22 protein-coding genes are annotated in these 17,276 nt (G+C 49.3%); 20 read left to right on the top strand and 2 right to left on the bottom strand.

The features are described 5' to 3' along the window. From AAFX28_RS07840 to AAFX28_RS07755, 18 genes are all read left to right on the top strand, one after another. On the top strand, positions 1-1,242 hold a 1,242-nt coding region (locus AAFX28_RS07840), incomplete at its 5' end, for a DNA sulfur modification protein DndB (RefSeq protein ID WP_408686959.1). Then, positions 1,239-1,508: a hypothetical protein gene (locus tag AAFX28_RS07835; protein ID WP_408686958.1), complete on the top strand. Its 270-nt coding sequence runs from the start codon at positions 1,239-1,241 to the stop codon at positions 1,506-1,508. The genes AAFX28_RS07840 and AAFX28_RS07835, both read left to right, overlap by 4 nt. A 169-nt stretch (positions 1,509-1,677) precedes the next feature. Next, positions 1,678-1,911 carry a hypothetical protein gene (locus tag AAFX28_RS07830; protein WP_408686957.1) on the top strand — a complete coding sequence of 78 codons (234 nt, stop codon included), beginning with the start codon at positions 1,678-1,680 and terminating at the stop codon, positions 1,909-1,911. 75 nt (positions 1,912-1,986) lie between these two features. Continuing rightward, a complete protein-coding gene (locus tag AAFX28_RS07825; RefSeq protein ID WP_408686956.1) occupies positions 1,987-2,391 on the top strand; it encodes a hypothetical protein in 405 nt (134 codons plus the stop codon). Then, positions 2,375-2,812 carry a hypothetical protein gene (locus AAFX28_RS07820; RefSeq protein ID WP_408686955.1) on the top strand — a complete coding sequence of 146 codons (438 nt, stop codon included), beginning with the start codon at positions 2,375-2,377 and terminating at the stop codon, positions 2,810-2,812. Before AAFX28_RS07825 ends, AAFX28_RS07820 begins: the two co-directional genes overlap by 17 nt. Before the next feature lie 224 nt (positions 2,813-3,036). Continuing rightward, positions 3,037-3,840 (top strand): DUF1281 domain-containing protein, encoded by an 804-nt coding sequence (locus tag AAFX28_RS07815; RefSeq protein ID WP_408686954.1) that lies wholly within the window; start codon positions 3,037-3,039, stop codon positions 3,838-3,840. Between the two features lie 238 nt (positions 3,841-4,078). Continuing rightward, positions 4,079-5,341: a hypothetical protein gene (locus AAFX28_RS07810; protein ID WP_408686953.1), complete on the top strand. Its 1,263-nt coding sequence runs from the start codon at positions 4,079-4,081 to the stop codon at positions 5,339-5,341. Beyond that, entirely contained in the window at positions 5,338-6,840 is a 1,503-nt protein-coding gene (locus AAFX28_RS07805; RefSeq protein ID WP_408686952.1) for a type II secretion system protein GspD, read from the top strand. The genes AAFX28_RS07810 and AAFX28_RS07805 overlap by 4 nt, the downstream gene beginning before the upstream one ends. Beyond that, the gene (locus AAFX28_RS07800) at positions 6,837-8,009 is read left to right on the top strand and encodes a hypothetical protein (protein WP_408686951.1); all 1,173 of its coding nucleotides are present in this window, start codon (positions 6,837-6,839) and stop codon (positions 8,007-8,009) included. Before AAFX28_RS07805 ends, AAFX28_RS07800 begins: the two co-directional genes overlap by 4 nt. A gap of 1 nt (position 8,010) precedes the next feature. Then, complete coding sequence (locus AAFX28_RS07795; protein ID WP_408686950.1) at positions 8,011-8,715, top strand: hypothetical protein; 705 nt, start codon at positions 8,011-8,013, stop codon at positions 8,713-8,715. Then, positions 8,708-10,351 carry a GspE/PulE family protein gene (locus AAFX28_RS07790; RefSeq protein ID WP_408686949.1) on the top strand — a complete coding sequence of 548 codons (1,644 nt, stop codon included), beginning with the start codon at positions 8,708-8,710 and terminating at the stop codon, positions 10,349-10,351. Before AAFX28_RS07795 ends, AAFX28_RS07790 begins: the two co-directional genes overlap by 8 nt. Further along, a complete protein-coding gene (locus AAFX28_RS07785) occupies positions 10,341-11,336 on the top strand; it encodes a type II secretion system F family protein (RefSeq protein ID WP_408686948.1) in 996 nt (331 codons plus the stop codon). Before AAFX28_RS07790 ends, AAFX28_RS07785 begins: the two co-directional genes overlap by 11 nt. An 8-nt stretch (positions 11,337-11,344) precedes the next feature. Further along, entirely contained in the window at positions 11,345-11,842 is a 498-nt protein-coding gene (locus tag AAFX28_RS07780) for a hypothetical protein (RefSeq protein ID WP_408686947.1), read from the top strand. A gap of 47 nt (positions 11,843-11,889) precedes the next feature. After that, positions 11,890-12,336 carry a hypothetical protein gene (locus tag AAFX28_RS07775; protein WP_408686946.1) on the top strand — a complete coding sequence of 149 codons (447 nt, stop codon included), beginning with the start codon at positions 11,890-11,892 and terminating at the stop codon, positions 12,334-12,336. 8 nt (positions 12,337-12,344) lie between these two features. After that, positions 12,345-13,292 (top strand): type II secretion system protein, encoded by a 948-nt coding sequence (locus AAFX28_RS07770; RefSeq protein WP_408686945.1) that lies wholly within the window; start codon positions 12,345-12,347, stop codon positions 13,290-13,292. Positions 13,293-13,308: 16 nt separating this feature from the next. Further along, positions 13,309-13,788, top strand: a complete 480-nt coding sequence (locus tag AAFX28_RS07765) for a hypothetical protein (protein ID WP_408686944.1) — start codon at positions 13,309-13,311, stop codon at positions 13,786-13,788. A 150-nt stretch (positions 13,789-13,938) separates the two neighbouring features. Further along, positions 13,939-14,949: a trypsin-like serine protease gene (locus AAFX28_RS07760; RefSeq protein ID WP_408686943.1), complete on the top strand. Its 1,011-nt coding sequence runs from the start codon at positions 13,939-13,941 to the stop codon at positions 14,947-14,949. 39 nt (positions 14,950-14,988) lie between these two features. After that, entirely contained in the window at positions 14,989-15,264 is a 276-nt protein-coding gene (locus tag AAFX28_RS07755) for an HU family DNA-binding protein (RefSeq protein ID WP_408686942.1), read from the top strand. A 23-nt stretch (positions 15,265-15,287) separates the two neighbouring features. On the opposite strand, the gene AAFX28_RS07750 is transcribed toward AAFX28_RS07755, so the two are convergent. Then, complete coding sequence (locus AAFX28_RS07750; RefSeq protein ID WP_408686941.1) at positions 15,288-15,524, bottom strand: ANR family transcriptional regulator; 237 nt, start codon at positions 15,522-15,524, stop codon at positions 15,288-15,290. A 173-nt stretch (positions 15,525-15,697) separates the two neighbouring features. Here AAFX28_RS07750 and AAFX28_RS07745 point away from each other — a divergent pair, with 173 nt between their 5' ends. Further along, on the top strand, positions 15,698-16,024 hold the full coding sequence (locus tag AAFX28_RS07745; protein ID WP_408686940.1) for a hypothetical protein: 327 nt from the start codon (positions 15,698-15,700) through the stop codon (positions 16,022-16,024). Between the two features lie 137 nt (positions 16,025-16,161). Here the strand turns inward: AAFX28_RS07745 and AAFX28_RS07740 are convergent, their stop codons facing one another. Then, a complete protein-coding gene (locus tag AAFX28_RS07740) occupies positions 16,162-16,434 on the bottom strand; it encodes an arylsulfatase regulator (RefSeq protein ID WP_408686939.1) in 273 nt (90 codons plus the stop codon). A 165-nt stretch (positions 16,435-16,599) separates the two neighbouring features. On the opposite strand from AAFX28_RS07740, the gene AAFX28_RS07735 reads away from it, so the two are divergent. Beyond that, positions 16,600-17,274, top strand: a complete 675-nt coding sequence (locus AAFX28_RS07735; RefSeq protein WP_408686938.1) for a hypothetical protein — start codon at positions 16,600-16,602, stop codon at positions 17,272-17,274. Positions 17,275-17,276 lie beyond the last annotated feature (2 nt).

Here is a 17,276-nt window from a genome sequence, read left to right as displayed (position 1 = left end):
GACGGTGACACCATGGAACGCTCACAACGTTTGGTTAACCCAAGTCGAGCGCGTAAGGTGGCGCAATACATGCTCAGCAACCGTGATAGCTACATCATTCCGTGTTTAACTGGGGTGGTTGATATTGATTCAACCAGTCCTGATTCGGTGAAGTTCACCCCTTTAGGGGAAGAGACCTTCGTTGGAGAGTTAAGCATTCCTATGGATGCGCAGCTTAAGCTGTTTGACGGCCAACATCGAGCCAGTGGCATTCGATTGGCGATTCAAGAAGCGTACGAACTTGGGCAAGACAGTGTGCCTTTGCTGTTGTTTGTTGATATGACGCTTGCCGAGCGCAAGATGGCGTTTACCGACATCAACCAAAACGTATCAAAGCCGGCGCAAAGCCTCTCTGATGCTTACAACACCAGAGAAGTGCTGCCACAACTGGCCAATGAGCTGGCCAATGAGCTGAATTGCTTCAAAGGCTTGGTGGATTTTGAGCGTAACACCATCACCGCCAAAAGTGACTATCTGTTTCCCCTGAAAACCATTAAGGATGCGACCGCAACATTACTGGGGCTCAACGCAAAAACAGAGGTCATCAGCGACGCCCATCGAGAGGTGGCCAAAGTGTTTTGGCAATCGATCAGTGATGCACTGCAGTGGGGTGGGCTTTGGATGGAAAACAGCGAACCGGCAACGGTTCGACTGGAGACCATTAAAACCCATACGGTGATGATCAAAGCTTACGCTTTAGCAGGTCAGTTAATGCTATGCCAGATTGGGGATGTGCATGAACTGCCCTATGAGCGTTTAACCACTTTGAACTTTTTAAGAGATTCAAATGATTTTATGCGACGCTGCATACAACCGGAAACAGGACGCATGTTGTCTGATTCAACCGCGATTCGTTTAACTGCGAACAAGCTGTTGATGCAGTGCAATTTGCCCTTAACCCCGGAAAATCGTTTGCTTGAAAAAGAGTTCTTTGGTTGGAGTATTGACCTGGCTCTGAAAGAGTTGGTCAGCGGGACTTTGGGTGACCGTATGGCGCCAGACGTGCAGAAAGTCATTGGTGACAAATTTGTGGTGGCGATGCAAACGCAAAGCTTGCCGCTGGATGAGTCGCACTCCTCTGACTATCAGCGCTTCTTCACAGAAGTGATTGGGGCAGATGACAACCCACAGCGTTTCAATCACCTTGGGGTGATGAAGTCGGCAGTGAAAGCGTTCTTTGCACCGATCGGAGGTGAGTCATGAAGTCATTGGAAGGGGTAACATATGATAAATATGGTCGTATGAATTACCATCCAGAGTTACATGGAAACCAAGGTAAACCGTGGACTACATCAGATCAGCAGTTCCTAATTGACAATTATGAATCAATGGGGCCGGAACAAGTCAGTTTTGCTCTTGAGCGCACCATTCACACCGTAATGACGAGAGCATATGAGTTACGAAAACGCGGCGTTATGCCTAAGCCCGTTAAGCAAAAGCATCATCGCAGAATGCGTTCGCATTGTTGACATGAACAAGCAGGTGAAGTCACTGGATTGGAACAATGATCAAGGACACGATCAGGAAGTGTCCCTGACCATCTTACCTTTGCCGGTTCAATAACCCGTTATTGTGTATTACCCACTTGGGACGCTCTCCCAGTGGGCGTCCCTTTTTATTCATGAAAAGGACAAAACAATGTTAGACAACCCTGTAAACGTTGGGCAAGAGCTTGAATTTAATACCGGACGCCTTTATACGGCAGAAGGGCAACAGATAAAGGCAACGGTCCTCGATATCACCGAAGACGGGCACTATCGTGTTCATTTTGAGGATAGGTCTCGCATGATCTCTGGAGAGGTCGAAGTGAGTCTTTTTACTCAATCCGCGATTATGAGTGAGTATGACGCAGGTCGTTATACCCCTGCTTAATTAACCTTTGGCGTTCACGCCTCCCACTAGGAAACCCTCCTGGTGGGGGCTTCCTTTCTTTTTAAGGAAATCACAATGGTTAAGACAATGTACGTCTATGACGATGAAGGAATATTCGCCAGTGCTGCAGTGAAAGAATGTCATTCAGAGCAAGACGCGGCAGTGAGTGTGATCGATGCCTTGATTGAGTGGACTAACGATGATGCTCATGCTCTTTACTCTAGCGAGCAGTGTCAAGCTCACCTTGCTGAGCTAAAGAGACTTAAGGTTGAAGTGATAGGGTGTGGCGTTAACGTCATGCAACAAGCCTGGTTTGAAAGCTTGCTTGGTTTTACCTTTTCTTTTACCGAAGAAGAGAGCGAACCAAAATGTGGCCAGTATACCGATGATGTCGTACTGCCTAACGAGAATCATTGTTGCTCATTGTGTGGTAGCAATATGAATGAAGCAGGGGAGTGTTTATATGCGCACCATACCTGATCATGTCAACTATGACGACGTTCAATTTAATGGCCAGCTTAGTGGCTATCGAAGTGATCATGCGTCCTATAGAGAAGCGCAGGCCTGCCAGGGAGTATACAGCACTCGGTCGAGTATGGATGCGTTAGATCTTAATGAAGGCAAAACAGGCTTTTATGACACGCTTGAAATGGTTGAACTGTTTCAAAAGCTCACTGGTTATAACGATGTGGTTATGGGGATTGTGGTGAAATTGCCTGAACGCCAATTATTTATTGGACTGGAGTTCATTACCGCAGTGCTCTTTGAGTTTGGAGATGATGCGACGTTATGTGACATTGTGAATTTGGCTTTAGAGTCACTCAGCAATGAGCATTTTGCTCGCGTACATTTTTCACCTCATATCTTGTCAGACTTACCGGCACTTCTTTCTACTTTTTAACGAAAGAAAAGAGTAACGTTCGTTGCTCTTTTCATGACTTTAGCGCATAAAGCGCACCACCCATCCGGGAATGCTTTCCTGGTGGGGGCATTCCTTTATTTTTTTGAGGAAATCATTATGCCAAATTGGTGTGTTAATCAACTTCATCTTGAAGGACCAGATACCGACGAGATCTTATCACTGAGCCTAAACCATTACTTCATCGTCAGGCTACACGTGCGGCGGTGAAGCTTTTTCTAGCTGGAATAGGTGGGCTATTAAGGCCCACTCATCCAGTTTCTTTTCCGCTCTACCCTGAGTTAACTCAAGAGGTTGGGCAGTTAAGTGACGCAAACCAAGCTTTTACTCGCTTTGTCACCTTGTTAAATGAAGAGGTGACATTAACGAAAGAGGTTTGTTTGATGTTGATTGAGCTTCTTGAGCAAAGCGGCTTGAAGCAGCGTTACTGGGGGGACTTACCTAAAGCGGCGAGAAAGAAGATGGCGCCGTTACTGAAAGAGAGTATGTATGACTGGTCAGGACTTTATCTTCGCCGCCTAGCACTTGATGTGGTGTGGGCAAAGCTTGATGTTCCTGAGCTTGCTTTACGGGACGGTCAGTTTTCACTCAACACGCTCTCACCGCCTCGTTTATTGGTGGAGTTAAACGGCTTTAATGGCCGTTTGTTGCCGGGTGTGGACAGTGGTTTTAACGATAACTGTGATCGCTTAGGGACTAAGTGGGAAGTCGTCACCGTAGAAGTGTTGGATGAATCTTCGGATTCTGCCAAGCTCGAATTTGATACGGCTTGGTCTCCTGCACTGCCTCCTATCGCTGAACTGGCACGTCGCTACCCAAAGACTACCATGACGCACTATTTTGCCGAATGCGGCTGTGCGTTTGGGGGTTACAGAAGCTACGTGGACGGTGAAGAGGAAAGAGAGTGTTGGGACGATCTTATTTTCAGTGAGACTGAGAACGATGAAGGTTACCAGGACTTAATCGGCCCCGACTACATTGTGGCAAACTTTAGTCAATATGGTGGATAAAGAAAACATTTGAAGAGAGTGAACATCAAACGCCGACGAAAGTCGGCGTTTTTTATCGGTTGAAGCATTAAATTATAATGCCTTTTGGGTTTATGGTTAATTAACCAGTCCCGTTAGGATACCACAAAAATAAAAATTAATACTCGATAAAAATATTTTAAAAAAATATTTTTGTTGCGTATTTTCCCTTGGCTTTTTTGATAGCGTTTGAGCGTGTTTCTTTGCTGGAGATTTCCTAATGCAAATTCGTGCTCTTACGGCGTGTATCGTCGTGGCTTTAGCTGGCTGTCAAAGTCCGCCTGAGCCCCAGGAGGTGGCCTCGCCGCCCCTTAATATTCGCACTGCGCCGGATTTAGAAGAGGCCACGCCTCTCTTTGTCTCTCGTTATGTGCGAGAAACCCGTGCGCCTTCTTCACAGTTGACCGACATTCTGGGCATTCCCGTGGACGTTCGTATTCCTGTGATGAGCCAAATGTCACTCAAAGATGGCATGACCTTTATGTTGCAAGGCAGTGGGGTGACGTTACGCACGCCCACTTCCTATGCTGAATCGCAGTTGTACGCCCAGTCACTTCCATTGACTCACACCCTTATGGGCAGTATGACGCTTCGTGAAGCGCTGCAGGTCATCGGCGGTCAGGCCTTTACTTTAGAAGAAGACGTGGTGGCTCGTGAAGTGGGCTTTCGTTTGAAAGAGGGCTATGTCTGGCAAGCGCCGACTCAAGCAACCAAGACTTCGACGTCGCGCTTGGTAAAAGACAAGGCTTCAGCGACAGAGTCCACTCTTGCTCATCAAGATAAGGTGACCTTGTCACCTAGAATCAACAAAAGATTGGCCGACAACCGCCAAGGATTAGAAGAGGGCAGTGATGAACTCTTTGGTGGTCAAGCTTTGGTGAGTCGTCAAGGTCATTCCTCTGTGAAGAGCGCCTCTGCTTCATCTAGGGTTACCACGCCGACAAAGCCAAAAGCGCCAGCGATGACCTTTTACGTACAAACCGGCGAATCCTATCGGGATGCACTGACTCGTTGGGTGCATAAAGCCCAATACCCGCACATTGCCTTTGCCCAGGAGCCTGAGTTTCTGGCCGCCCTCGATGAGGTGGTCGTCGAGGGGTTTGCAAAAACCGGCTCTTTGTCGCAAGTCATTGCGGGACTGTCTCACGAGACGCCTGCACTTAAGTCTCTCACTCTGACCTTAAAGCCCTCTCAACAGCTCGTGGCGCTGCATCCGTGGAGAGGCTCGGCGGTCACTGCTTTGATGGTTCAAGGGGAGACGCTCATCGATGCCGTGCGCAGCACGACATTGCATTATCAATGGCGCTGGGATGAAGCGCGTTCGTGGCAAGGTAATAACTATGCCTTTACAAGTTATCCGCTTGTCACGCCTAAAGGGGATATCAGCGCAGCTATGCGTACCCTGCTTGCTCCTTATCCATTAAAGGCTCAGCGTCTTGATGCGACTAAAACCCTCTACATTCAGGAGTTACCGTCACTATGAGTAGACATCCATTATGGCTTGCCGCGTTGCTAAGCACCAGTTTACTTACCGGTTGTGAGGTACTTGGCTTGAATGAATTTGGTAAGCGCAACCAAGAATCCGGCGACGTGCGCACGCAAATTGACTCGCTGCGAGTGGTGAGTAACGTCAATAAAGTTGAACGTATTGAGCAGCCACCAGTCTGGCTTGAGCCTTTATCTCAGCAAGTAGACCTGAGTTATCTGCAGCAGAGCGTGCGTTACACCACGCCTAACCAAGGGGAGCTGCTTTCAAGTGTGCTCGATGACGTACTGGGGCAATTTAACAAGTCTGCCTGGTATGGGGAGTCGGTTAATCCAGAGGCGCGAGTTAACTTAGATTATCAAGGCTCCATTGCCGGTTTGCTCAATCAAATCGAACGTCAACTTGAGGTTGGCTTTACCCCGCAAGGGGAGCAATTACTCGTTGAGCAGTTTGTGTCACGTACCTTTGAGTTAGAGCTGCCTCCCGGGGTGATTAATGACCAGCTTGGCAGCGGGGATACCAGCAGTAACGACAGTGGCGAAGAGGAAGGCAGCGCCAAAGTTGAAGGGCAGTTCGTTACGCTGACCAGCAGTGACGTTAATACCTTTCAAGATGTCGCGCAGGGCATCGAGACGATTTTAAAATCCGATGTGAGCGATTCAGGCAGTGAAGAGTTGGTTGGGTCAGTCCAAGCTATTCAAAGTCTGTCCCGTATTGTGGTGCGCACCACACCAACCCGTATGGCGCAAGTGGTTGAGCTTGTGTCAGAAGCGAAAGCCTCCCTTGGCAAGCAAGTGCTTTTAGAGGCGCTGGTTTTAGAGTTTCGTTCAAACTTAGGCCATAACCGCGGCATTGATTGGAACTTGGTGCGAGATGTGGGTGATGGAAACAGCTTAAATTTCTTTATTCCCGGGACTGACTTGATTTCACAAGCCGCGAGCCCAGGGCTGGCTTTCACTGGGGGCGGAAAGTGGTCCGGCTCAACTGCACTTATCAATGCGTTAAACCAGCAAGGTCAGGTTTCCACCGAAACCCCAATCACGATTTTGGTGCAAAACCATCAAACCAATCACATTACGCAAGAGCGTGTGGTGGAGTTTATGGAAAACCTCAGCTCAGACAGCAGTGAAGGGGTGGTATCAAGCTCAACAGAGCGGGGCAAACGTCGTGAAGGGGTGGATTTTATTGCTGTACCAAATATTCAACGTGACCACGTTTACCTGCGCCTTTCTGGCATGTTAACCAAAATCGAAGCCCTTGAGCCGCAAGTGGTGGGCGGTGAAACCCTGATTTTCCCACAAATGCGCGAAGCGAAAATCAACTTCGCCAATAAGCTCAAATATGGCCAGACCATTGTCATTGCATCGGTCTCTCAAACCGACACCACCACCGAGCAAAACACCTTTCTAGGCATTCCGTTTTTAGGGGGCAGCAGCGCAGTAAAACAGCGCGTCGATACTTTAGTACTCCTCACGCCACGGAGAGCAGACGGATGATGGACATCACATTGCACGCCCTTGCCCATAAGGGGCGAGTGCGCAGTACGATTTCTAAGCTGAAAAAGCTCAGTGGTCATACCCATCACTATGTCTCAGTCAGGCAAGGTTGGGTATGTGTGTACGGTGGCGACAAGCCGCATCAGGTGCGCAGTGAATGGTGGCTCGATGGCTTGATGGCCCGCGGCGCAGTTGAAAGTGAACAATCGTTCATTTTGGTGGAAGAGCTTCACGATGAACAGGGCCGCTATTGGCTTTGCATGGTGGTTGAACGCGGCGTCGTGAAAAAACTGTGGCACCAGAGACAGCCTAACTGGGTCAAGCTCAACTTAGAGCAGGCAGAGCAGTGTTTCTTGGTCGGGAAAGTGCCAGGGTTAAGTGGCGAGGTGTGTGAGTCTGCCAGTGACCAAGAGTTAGCGAGCGTAGAATCTTACATACTGAGTAAACAAAAGCGGGTTACCCCTTGGAAAGTCATGAGTGTGGCCGGCTTGACACTGCTTGCTGGATTGGGAGGACTGACGTACTACTCAACGTTAGAGCCAACACCACCTCAAACGGCTTCACCACCAACCTTTGAGGCCGTTACCTTACCAAGCTGGGCGCTCTATCGCATTCAGCTCAGTCACGCTTATGACTCAGAGCAGGTGGTCAAGCAAGCTCGCAATCTGGCGGTGTATCTTTCTCAGTTGCCACCAGGGTGGAAGGCTTCTGCTATCACGCAAGCCTCGCACGAATTAACTGTCATGGTCAATCGTGAGCCTCATGGCCAGATAGGTGTGATGAAGGCATGGCTGGACAGTCGCCCTGACATTAAACGATTCGCCCATTGGGCAGAAGATGAACTGACACTGCAAGTGCTCTTGTATTCAGGACTCCCCACTTGGCGTGACAGAGTCTTGCCTATCAATCCAAGCTGGCAAAATTTGCAAGATGCGTTAACCATCTTGGGGGCAACCTTAGAGCTGCAGAGCATCAGCAATGACGTCGAAGCCCTTTGGCAAACCCGTCAATGGCAGGTGACGCATTCTAATGCCTCGTTAGCGACGCTAACCCAGATAAATACGCTACTTGGGTATCTGCCGGTTGGAATAGAAACCCTCACGCTCACCCCCACAGCCCAACAAGGTTGGGCACTCTCTTTTACTCTGAATTTGTACGGAGGGCTGTAATATGGCCTTAACTCAAACCCATAAATGGTTGGTCGTTGGGGGCGCCGCCCTTGGTGCCATCTACCTTGGCTATACCACGCTGTTTCCTACGACGACGTCGGTTTACGCAGAAGCGCCTCAGGAGGTGGAGCACGTCACCATTAATGACCCTTTGACAGAGACCGCGCCGTCCTCTGTCTCTCCTGAGTTCATTCAACCTGAAATTTTGGCGGACTCTGGCTTACAACCCCAGCATGCATCATTACTGGAACAAGCGTTAAATGAAAAGCTTGCTGCGCAGCTGGCGCCGCCGACAGAGCGCACCGAGCCTTTGGTGTTAGATGCCCAGGCTCTGGAATACCTAACCAAATCAAGAGACGTCGCACTGGCAGAACTCGATGCCAAACTTCGTGAGCAACATGGTCGTGCTCAACCATCGGCAGCGATCTCTGGGCTTGGACTTAACGCGCCTATGTTGCCAACTGGAGCGCAAGTCACTTCTGCACCATTGCCCTCAAAGCCTGCCTTGCCTGTGATGCTCGGCAGTGTGATTCAACTTGCTGATGACTCTTATTCTGCTCGTCTCCACTATCAAGGACGTTGGAACAAAGCCACCAAAGGAACGCGTATTGCGGATTTATCGGTGCTCAGCATTAATGAATCTGGCGTAAAGGTGCAATTGGGCTCGCAGCGTTATCACCTGCTTGTGGGAGGGGGGTATGAATAATCACACCGAGCTGACGCTTCTCCTTGACCCAACCTTGCTTCGGTTGTGCATCGAAGATGGGCATACCGTGGTGGATAATGAGGGGGTGGTATGGGTTGATGGCCCTAATACCCCAAAATCCAAAGAGATATGCGATTACCTGCGAGAGTCAGAATCACTGGCTGGCGGGCGTTTTTATGCTCGTTCACCTGAGATAGAGCTCACTGACCACGCTCGCATTCACGCCTTACTCGATATTGCTCGCAGTACGTTAGAGCAAAAAGGTAACGACGTGTTGGAGTCCGAGTTTGGGGACAAGTTGACCCAGCTTTGTCAGGCGTCCGTAGATATCAAAGCGTCCGACATCCATTTGGAGGTGCATCGCAATCAAACCCAGATATTGTTGCGTGTGGATGGAAAGCGAGAGCGGTTGACGACGTTTGCAAATGGTGAAAGTGCTGAGCGACTTGACAGTGCGTTCGGTCATGCTTTGGCGGCCTACGCCTTTAACTTAGGCAATTCTAACTTTTCACCGCGCCTGCCTCTTAATGACCGATTTGAGCTGCCTTTGCAACGACAAGACGAAGAGGGGCAGGAGGTTATTAGCACCGTGGAGTGGCGTATTGCGCTGATGCCGTTAAGTCATGGCATCAAAGTGGTGCTACGCTGTTTAACCCCATTAGGTGAGCCACTCACTTTAGACTCCATGGACTTATTGCCGACCCAAGAAGCACTGCTGCGAGACAAAATGCAAAGGCGCTCAGGCATCATTGTCTTAACCGGTCCGATGGGCTCAGGGAAAACCTCAATGGTGTATGCCCTGTTTGATACCATCGATAGAGTCGCAAGGTGTTGTCACGCGCTGGAAGACCCCGTGGAATTTGAGCAAGAGGGCGTCACGAAAACCTTGGTTGAGCCTAAGCGTGAGCTGAAAGAGGGCTCTGGCCAATATCTCGATTACACCTTTTACGCCATCGAGCAGCTTCGCCAAGATATCGATGCCACCTCGTTTGGTGAGCTTCGCAGTCACCACACCACCAAGGAGTTTACCCGCAAAGGGGAAACCGGTGGACTGGCACTTTCCACGTTACACGCCAACAGCTCCATGGGGGTACCGAGTATCTTTATTGAGCAGCTTAATATTCCCGCCTCCATTGTGTCAGCGCCTGACTTAATGCAGCTCTTTACCCATCAAAAGTTGGTCAGAAAGCTCTGCTCTCACTGCGCATTACCCCTGGTTGCGGCAAAAGAGGCCTATGAGCTGGCGGGCTTATCGGATGAATACCAACAGAAAGTCGAGCAGTTAGAGAAGCTGACGCCAGAGGCTCTAGAGCAAGTGAGGCTAAGACACCCTCAAGGATGTGAGCAGTGTCGCCACAAAGGAGAGCAAGGCCGTTTGATGGTCCTAGAGCTGATTGCCCTTGAAGATACCGACCGTGAGTACATCAAGCAGCAAGACTATATCGGCTGGAAGCGCTACTTGGCCAACCAGCAGTGGCCTGACATTCGTCAACACACTTTGCACCGTATCGCTAAAGGACAAGTGGATATCGCCTCAGCGTCAGAGCAGGTGGATGGACTCATGCCCGTCGCGTCAAAGTCACTCTATGCCCAGATGCAACAAGAGATGGGTAAGGAAGGTGCCTGTGAGGTTTGAGCAATGGCTATTTGGTAAAAGCGACCAGATTGCGCTGCTTGAGCAGTGGCGCACCTGTGTTGAATTCGGCATGACGACCAAAGACTTTTGTCAAAAACTGAAGGATAACGGCAGTGACGCCACCAAGAAAATTGGACAAGCTGGCTTAGACGCCCCGGGTAAGGGGGTGCGCTTTACCGATGTCCTCGAAGGGTGGCTTTCCCCTGTCGTGGTCTCCACCTTAGTGATTGCAGAGCGAAACGGCCAGCTTAAAGAGGGGCTCGATATTGCGCTGCGTGAGCTCAGTGGAGGACAAGGGGTGATGATGGGACTTTTTATGGTGCTGTTTTGGCCTCTTTTGACCTTGATAGGCTTAGGCGTACTTGGGGTGTACATTAGTGGAGAAATCATTGCCACGGCAAGCCTAACCGGCTCGATGGCTGACCAATGGCGTCTTTGGGTTCAAGGTCCGGGCGTATTCGCTCTCACACTCGCACTCGGGTTATTGGCTCTGAGTGCACTCTCCATGCCTTGGTGGACAGGGCCGCTTCGTCACACCATCGATGGGGTATGGCTATTTAGTCATTATCGCATCGCGGCGGCAGCCAATCTACTTTCAACACTAGCAAACCTGTCTCGCGCTGGGATGAACTTGGTTCAGGCGATAGAGGAAATCAGCCCTTACAGCTCACGCTACTTAAACGAACACCTCACTCAAATGAAAACCAACCTCGCGACGCAGTCTAACCCGGGCAAAGCCCTTGATACGGGACTGCTGCTTGCGGATGCACAAACTAATTTGGATGTGATGGGGGACATCGCCCCTCTGCCACTCCTGCTGGAGAAAAGCGCCGCACAGCATCAACAAATCTTAACTCAATCTCTGACTCGAATGCGTTTATGGCTACCCAAAATCATTCTCGTTCTGGCCATTGTATTGCTACTGAGCCTGGTAGGCAGCGCCATGGCGTCATTGTTCGCATCGATTCAACACACCGCATTATAAGGATACCCATGATGAAAATACACCGTTCTCCCTCTTCTCGTCAAAAAGGCGTGAGCCTGATTGACTTTGTTATGTACGTGATTTTAGCCGTCTTTGTCTTTTTAGGCATCGTCAAACTGTACAACCTCGGGGTTGCCTGGGTAAAGCAGAGCAATACCGTCGCCGCGGTGGTGCAAATTAAAGCCGGCGCGGAAAAAGTGAAAAGCGTGAACCACAGTGACGCGTCGATGAGCAAAGTGTGCGCCGCCAGTCGCAACGCGGTGAGCTCATCGTTGTGTGGTAACAGCCGTGATGGTGTCGGCACCAATGAATACGGTGGCAACTACACCTTAACGCCAAATGGTGCCAACCTGCAGCGTGTCGATATCGGTGTCACCAATGTGGATACCCAGTACATCGATGACCAAGCCGATATGTTGGCGAAAGTCAGTGCTGGTAACTGTAACAGCGCAGCAAGTTGCCCGACGATTACGGTTTCAGGTAACACCATCATTGTGACCATGTAATGACTCTTTTCTCATTCACATTAGCCAGCACGATACGTGCTGGCGTCATGGTGGCGCTGATGGCAGGGGCGTTTATCGCCTATGACCACTTTCATACCCAAGCATTGTTTACTCGCACGGTAGGGAACGTGCTGCAGGCGATGAAAATGCAACTCAGCGAGCATCAGGCAGAGAGCGGTTGTTTGACCGTGCCAGATGAAGCCACGGTGCAGGGGCTAACCCAAGCCGGGCTCCTTGTGCTTGATGCCGACTTGCCCTGGCAACTCGACATTGATTATCAAACCGGCTCGAACCATCAGGTCACGGCCTACCAACTCACGCTCACCGCCTCATCCGAGAGAGAAGGGGAGCAATTAAGGCAGTTTGCGCCGAAAACCGAAGAGAGCTGGTCGTACACAGGGCAAACGCTCACCGTGCAGCGATTGGTCTTCACGCCCACGGATGAAGTAATGAAACAAGAATACGACCCAACCACTGGCTGCTTTGCCTGGTAAGGAATAATATGAAAACACAACGGGGCTTTGGCCTGATTGAAATCGTACTGGGTGTGGCGTTATTAAGCTCTGTTGCCCTTGTGGTGGTGCCGTTTTTGCTTGAGCAGCAAAAAGACCGCCACGCTATCGCGTACGCGGACCACATCAAAAATGTCATTAGCCGGCTTCACCAGTACCAATATTACAAAGTCTCAGAAGAGCGCATTCCAGCCACGGATAGCCGCAGTTGGCCATCGACCTTAAATGGCCTAATGACCGACTACCCAAAACGCTATTGGAATGAGTGCTCTACGGCGCAAGAAGCCAATAACGAATGCGTTCGCCCGGACTTTGTGCCGTGGGCATCAACCCGAATTGATTCGCATACCCAAACCGACACCACCACCGCGCCCCATTACAGTCATATGGTGCTGACACTGCCGCTCTCAAGCTTAGTGGCTGACACCAAAGAGTACCTGCGTTGGTCGGTGCCATTAATGACTATCCCAGGGGCGAGAAAAACCGCGACGCAAGATATTGAAATTATCTTACGTCAAGCGACGTCGGCACTGATTTATGACGGTTTAGTGCTGCGAACCGGGGATAAAGCGCTGACGGATGACTGGGATGTAGGCAATCAATCGATATTGGGTGTCCAGGACTTGTACATCAATAACAGCGACGGCAGTACTACGTCTGTCGCTCAAGGGTTAGTCAGTGTTTACAGCGTAAAGCAGTGGGAGAAATTAGAAAAGCCAGGGTGCCCGCAAGGGCTGGCTCCAGAGGTCTCGCTGAGTGTCGGTGCTATTAATGTGATCTCTCCTTATACCTTGATAGGGAGTATCAAACCTTATATTGCCAATGAAACCTCGACTCATTGGACGTTCAATATTGATGCCTATGTGCTCAATACCCAAACCAATAAATATCAAGTGCTGAGCAATGGAGACATTGTTGCCATGGTTCAGTGTCGTTAACGAAAGAGGAAGTATCATGAAAAAAACCTTACTTTTAGCGCTCTCGGTGTTAGCGCTGCCTGCTTGGGCCACGCAACCTGGACAATGCGGTCCAGGCTTTCAGCTTTGGGACTTAAATTGTGACGGTAAGCTCACCAGTGATGAAGCTAAAGCTTCAATGAAAGCGTATCGAGAGCACGTGGACAGCGTACATCAACCTGCCGCAAGGGAAGGCCTACCGCCGCCAAGCTCGGTGGGTTACCCAGATAATGGATACCAAACCACAGGTCGTTGGGTGCAGATAGGCACCCGTACCATCAAGACGGCTAATGCGGGTCCCTATTCACAGCTTCTTACCCCGAACTCGGTGGGGCAAGCGTGCCTGAAAGGCACCAAAGGCCTCCTGATGGCCACTGAGCGAGAGTGTGTACGCTGGAACTCTGGAGGCTGGCAGTGCCAACAATACAGCGATCCTGTCGCCGTGGCCAGTTACGGGTATAAGGCGGAATGTCGATAACTTGAGTCAAGTAATGAGGTCATGTTTGCATGACCTCAATTTTGTAAAATTATCAGAAAAATCAACACCCTATAACTGTTTCAGTCTATGGGCAAAGGTTTAAAATGCGTGGTATAAATGAAGCACTTGGATAACAACAGGAGCAAGGCAATGAAATCCATAACCTTATTATTGCTGGCACTGTGCAGCAGCTCAGCGTGGGCAGTGGTCGATGGTACACCGTTAAATTGGGGACAACACGATAATACCGTATACATCGATGGTTGTACGGGCACCTTTATCGGTGGGCGTTATGTGTTGACGGCCGCTCATTGTTACAATCAGAATGATTGGGCGGTGATGCAAGATGCAGACAACAACATCTACTATGCACTGGATGGGGATTTTCTTGAGAGCAGTGTTCTTCACCCTAATTATCAAGCGGGCATCGTGAGTGAAGATGTGGCGCTGGTTAAGCTCAATCGAGAATTTGAGTACACCACGATTCAGTTTTTTAAAGACTTAGCCACCCCGGGCTTTGAACAGGACGCCACGTTTACGCTCGATGGGTTCGGCGGAACCGATAACGTACTGCATCGAGCAGAATTTAAAATGTCGAGAACCAGTGGTCCTAGCTTCCCTTTTTATATTGGTGCTTGGCAAACCGGAATAGCACATGCGACTCAAGGTGATTCAGGTGGTGCTTGGGTGAATAACCAACAAGAGATCTTTGCTATCACACAAGGAGGAGGTTTTGATAGTGTGCAGCAACTGCATGAAGTGTCGGGTATCGATCTGCACTACGTCAAAGATTTTCTGCTTGAGCACATCAACGGCTGGCATTACCCAACGGTGGTTAATGGTCAAGGACGCGTCACGGTCGAAGTGCAATCTTTGCACCTCAATCCAGTGAGTGACTCTGCGTACACCAGTGGCAATGTCACTTTGATTTCTGAGTCGAGCAGCTGTTTAGACGGTGCGATTAACGCGTTTGAGCGCTGTCAATACGTGCTCGATGTTCAGGGACAAGGCGCTTTACATCTATCATCGAGTGAGAAGGTGAAGCTTAACCCGAATGCGAGCAATGGGGATGATGGCGGCTCATTGGGCCTTTGGAGTGTAATGGCGTTCACGATTTTGGGCTGGCGTCGCCGTTATGGTTTGAAAAAGACGCTACGTTAGAGTAATTAAAACAATATTGAATAAAAAGGAACGAACGTAATGAATAAACAACAACTTGTGGAGCATATTGCTCAAGCCACTGAGCTGTCCAAAGCAAAAGCGGAAATGGCACTCAAAGCCACACTGGAAGGCATTGAGCAGAGCTTGGTTAACGGTGATGATGTGGTCTTGATTGGCTTTGGCACGTTTAAAGTCAACGAGCGTGCAGCGCGTACTGGACGTAACCCAAAAACAGGCGCCGACATTCAAATCGCAGCATGTAAAGTACCAGTTTTCAAACCCGGTAAAGCGCTGAAAGAGAGCGTCAATCCATAACGCTTTTTATCTTTAAGTGTCAATTACGGCGTAATGTCATTAACATTGCGTCGTGTTCTCCTATAAACTGGACGGGATGCATAGTGGAGACAAAGTTCTTGACGGCGACTCGCCCATTCTCGGTTGGACTTTCTTTTCGCGCTCGCTTCTGCTTTCTGCCAATATAATGCGGCGTCTTTCCATTGAGCCTGTTGCTCGAATATGACAGCCTGCCCTGCAAACTCTTTATATAGCCCTGATACCAGTTGTTCTAATGACATGGTTACTCTCGTGATATTGTGGGTAAAACAACAATATAGAGATTTATTTTGCACGGAGTTATCAGGATTTTCTGGTGTTGATGTCATCGACATCAACAAGTGAATGGAGGGTGGTTGTATGACGATGACCAGAGCGATAATTTAGTTGAATTCGCAACGGTAGGGGCTTTTTAATGGCTTTTAATGAAGAAAAATACGATAACATCCTAGATAAGCTCTCCTCTGAGGATTTTACCAGCCTGAATCGACTCGCTTATCAAGCTGGCATCCGTGATCTGATTGATGAAACCGAAGTCATTAGTGGCATGGCGAGGAGAGCATTAGATTATGCGCTTGATGACAACACCCAGTCACACTTAGAAAACTTACATGAAAAAGTGGAAGTGTTCAGTATGGAGGTGTCTGGGTTAATTGACACGCTCGAAAAAATGAACGAGAAACTGGACGAAGCCGAACAAGTGCTTCTTGATCATGTCTATGACGACGATGAATGGGATTAACCTATCTACGTGAGTTGCAGTAAATGGGCGGTTTGAGTCAAAAACGCGCCCTCTTGTTGCAATAACAGAGAAAAAGTGGCGGGCTTTATCATCACGAAGCTCTACGCCAGAGCCGCTGACATTTCCGGGTGGGTGCTTTAATGAACTCTGGGTACGTCAATCACGCCATCCGCAATACCTTGTGCCAATCGCTCCATCCATTGCGCAAAACGATAAAAACCCAGGTACTGCTGACAAAGGTAGTCCATCTGCACTTTGGACGAACTGTCCATCACACGTTTAAACGCCTCCATATAGTCATAACACCCTTGCAGTAACAGGGCGTCACCCTCTTCTGTGAGGGGAAACTGATTGGCGTAACCATCAATGATTATCGCCAGTTGTTGCTGCTCTGTCGTTAAGTCCATCATAGACAAGCCTCAAATCATTTATGTAAAACAACATCCCCGTGAGGATATCATAAAAACAAAAATAAATACTCAATAAAAATATTAAAAAAAAATACTTTTATTGAGTATTTCTACTTATCTTTTTTGCTAGGGTCAAACAAACATTTACCGACCCAGGATAAAGGCATGGATCCACGCTATAAACACTACCTGAAAGTGACGATTAAGTTCACGCTCGCCACCCTTTGGTGTGGGGGCATCAGCGCCATCTCGTTGGCGCTCTATCATTCTTATACTACACCAGCCAGCCTCATCGATGTGGATGCGTTAGAGCAACGCATCACCTTAAGCCTACACCAAGAGAGTGAAACGGTGTTAGCGCATCTGTCTGGACTCGAATCCAGCATCAGTGCTCTGCAGCAAGAGTTGGATGACACCAATGCCACGTTAAATGGCGTTGAGTCAACCCAGCAATCACACGCCACCGCCATTGATAATTTGACCTTGGATGAGGCGCAAATTAAAGAGCTAGAGAAGCGTTTGTCTGCAGCAGAAAAACGGTTGACTGAGCCACGTCGAGTCACGCGCACAGCAGCGTCAAAACAGGCGCCCGTTGAGGTGAAAAAGGCAACGCCAAAGGTCGTGGTGACGCCACCCCCGTTTGTGCTCTTTGACGTGCAAAAGCGAGGCACTGTTTCACTGGCGATTGTTGGTAAAGCCGATGCCAAGCAGTTGTCTGATTTGAGTGCGCTTCGCCAGGGGGAGCGTTACTTAGGTTGGCGCCTTATGGAGGTAAAGCATAACCAGGTGCGGGTACGTAGTAACGCAGGCCAAGAAGTTCAGTTGGAGGTAGACGCATGAAG

It is taken from the genome of Vibrio sp. TBV020, assembly GCF_046056895.1.
Taxonomy (GTDB): Bacteria; Pseudomonadota; Gammaproteobacteria; order Enterobacterales; family Vibrionaceae; genus Vibrio.
This window is presented reverse-complemented; position numbering and strand designations above follow the sequence as displayed.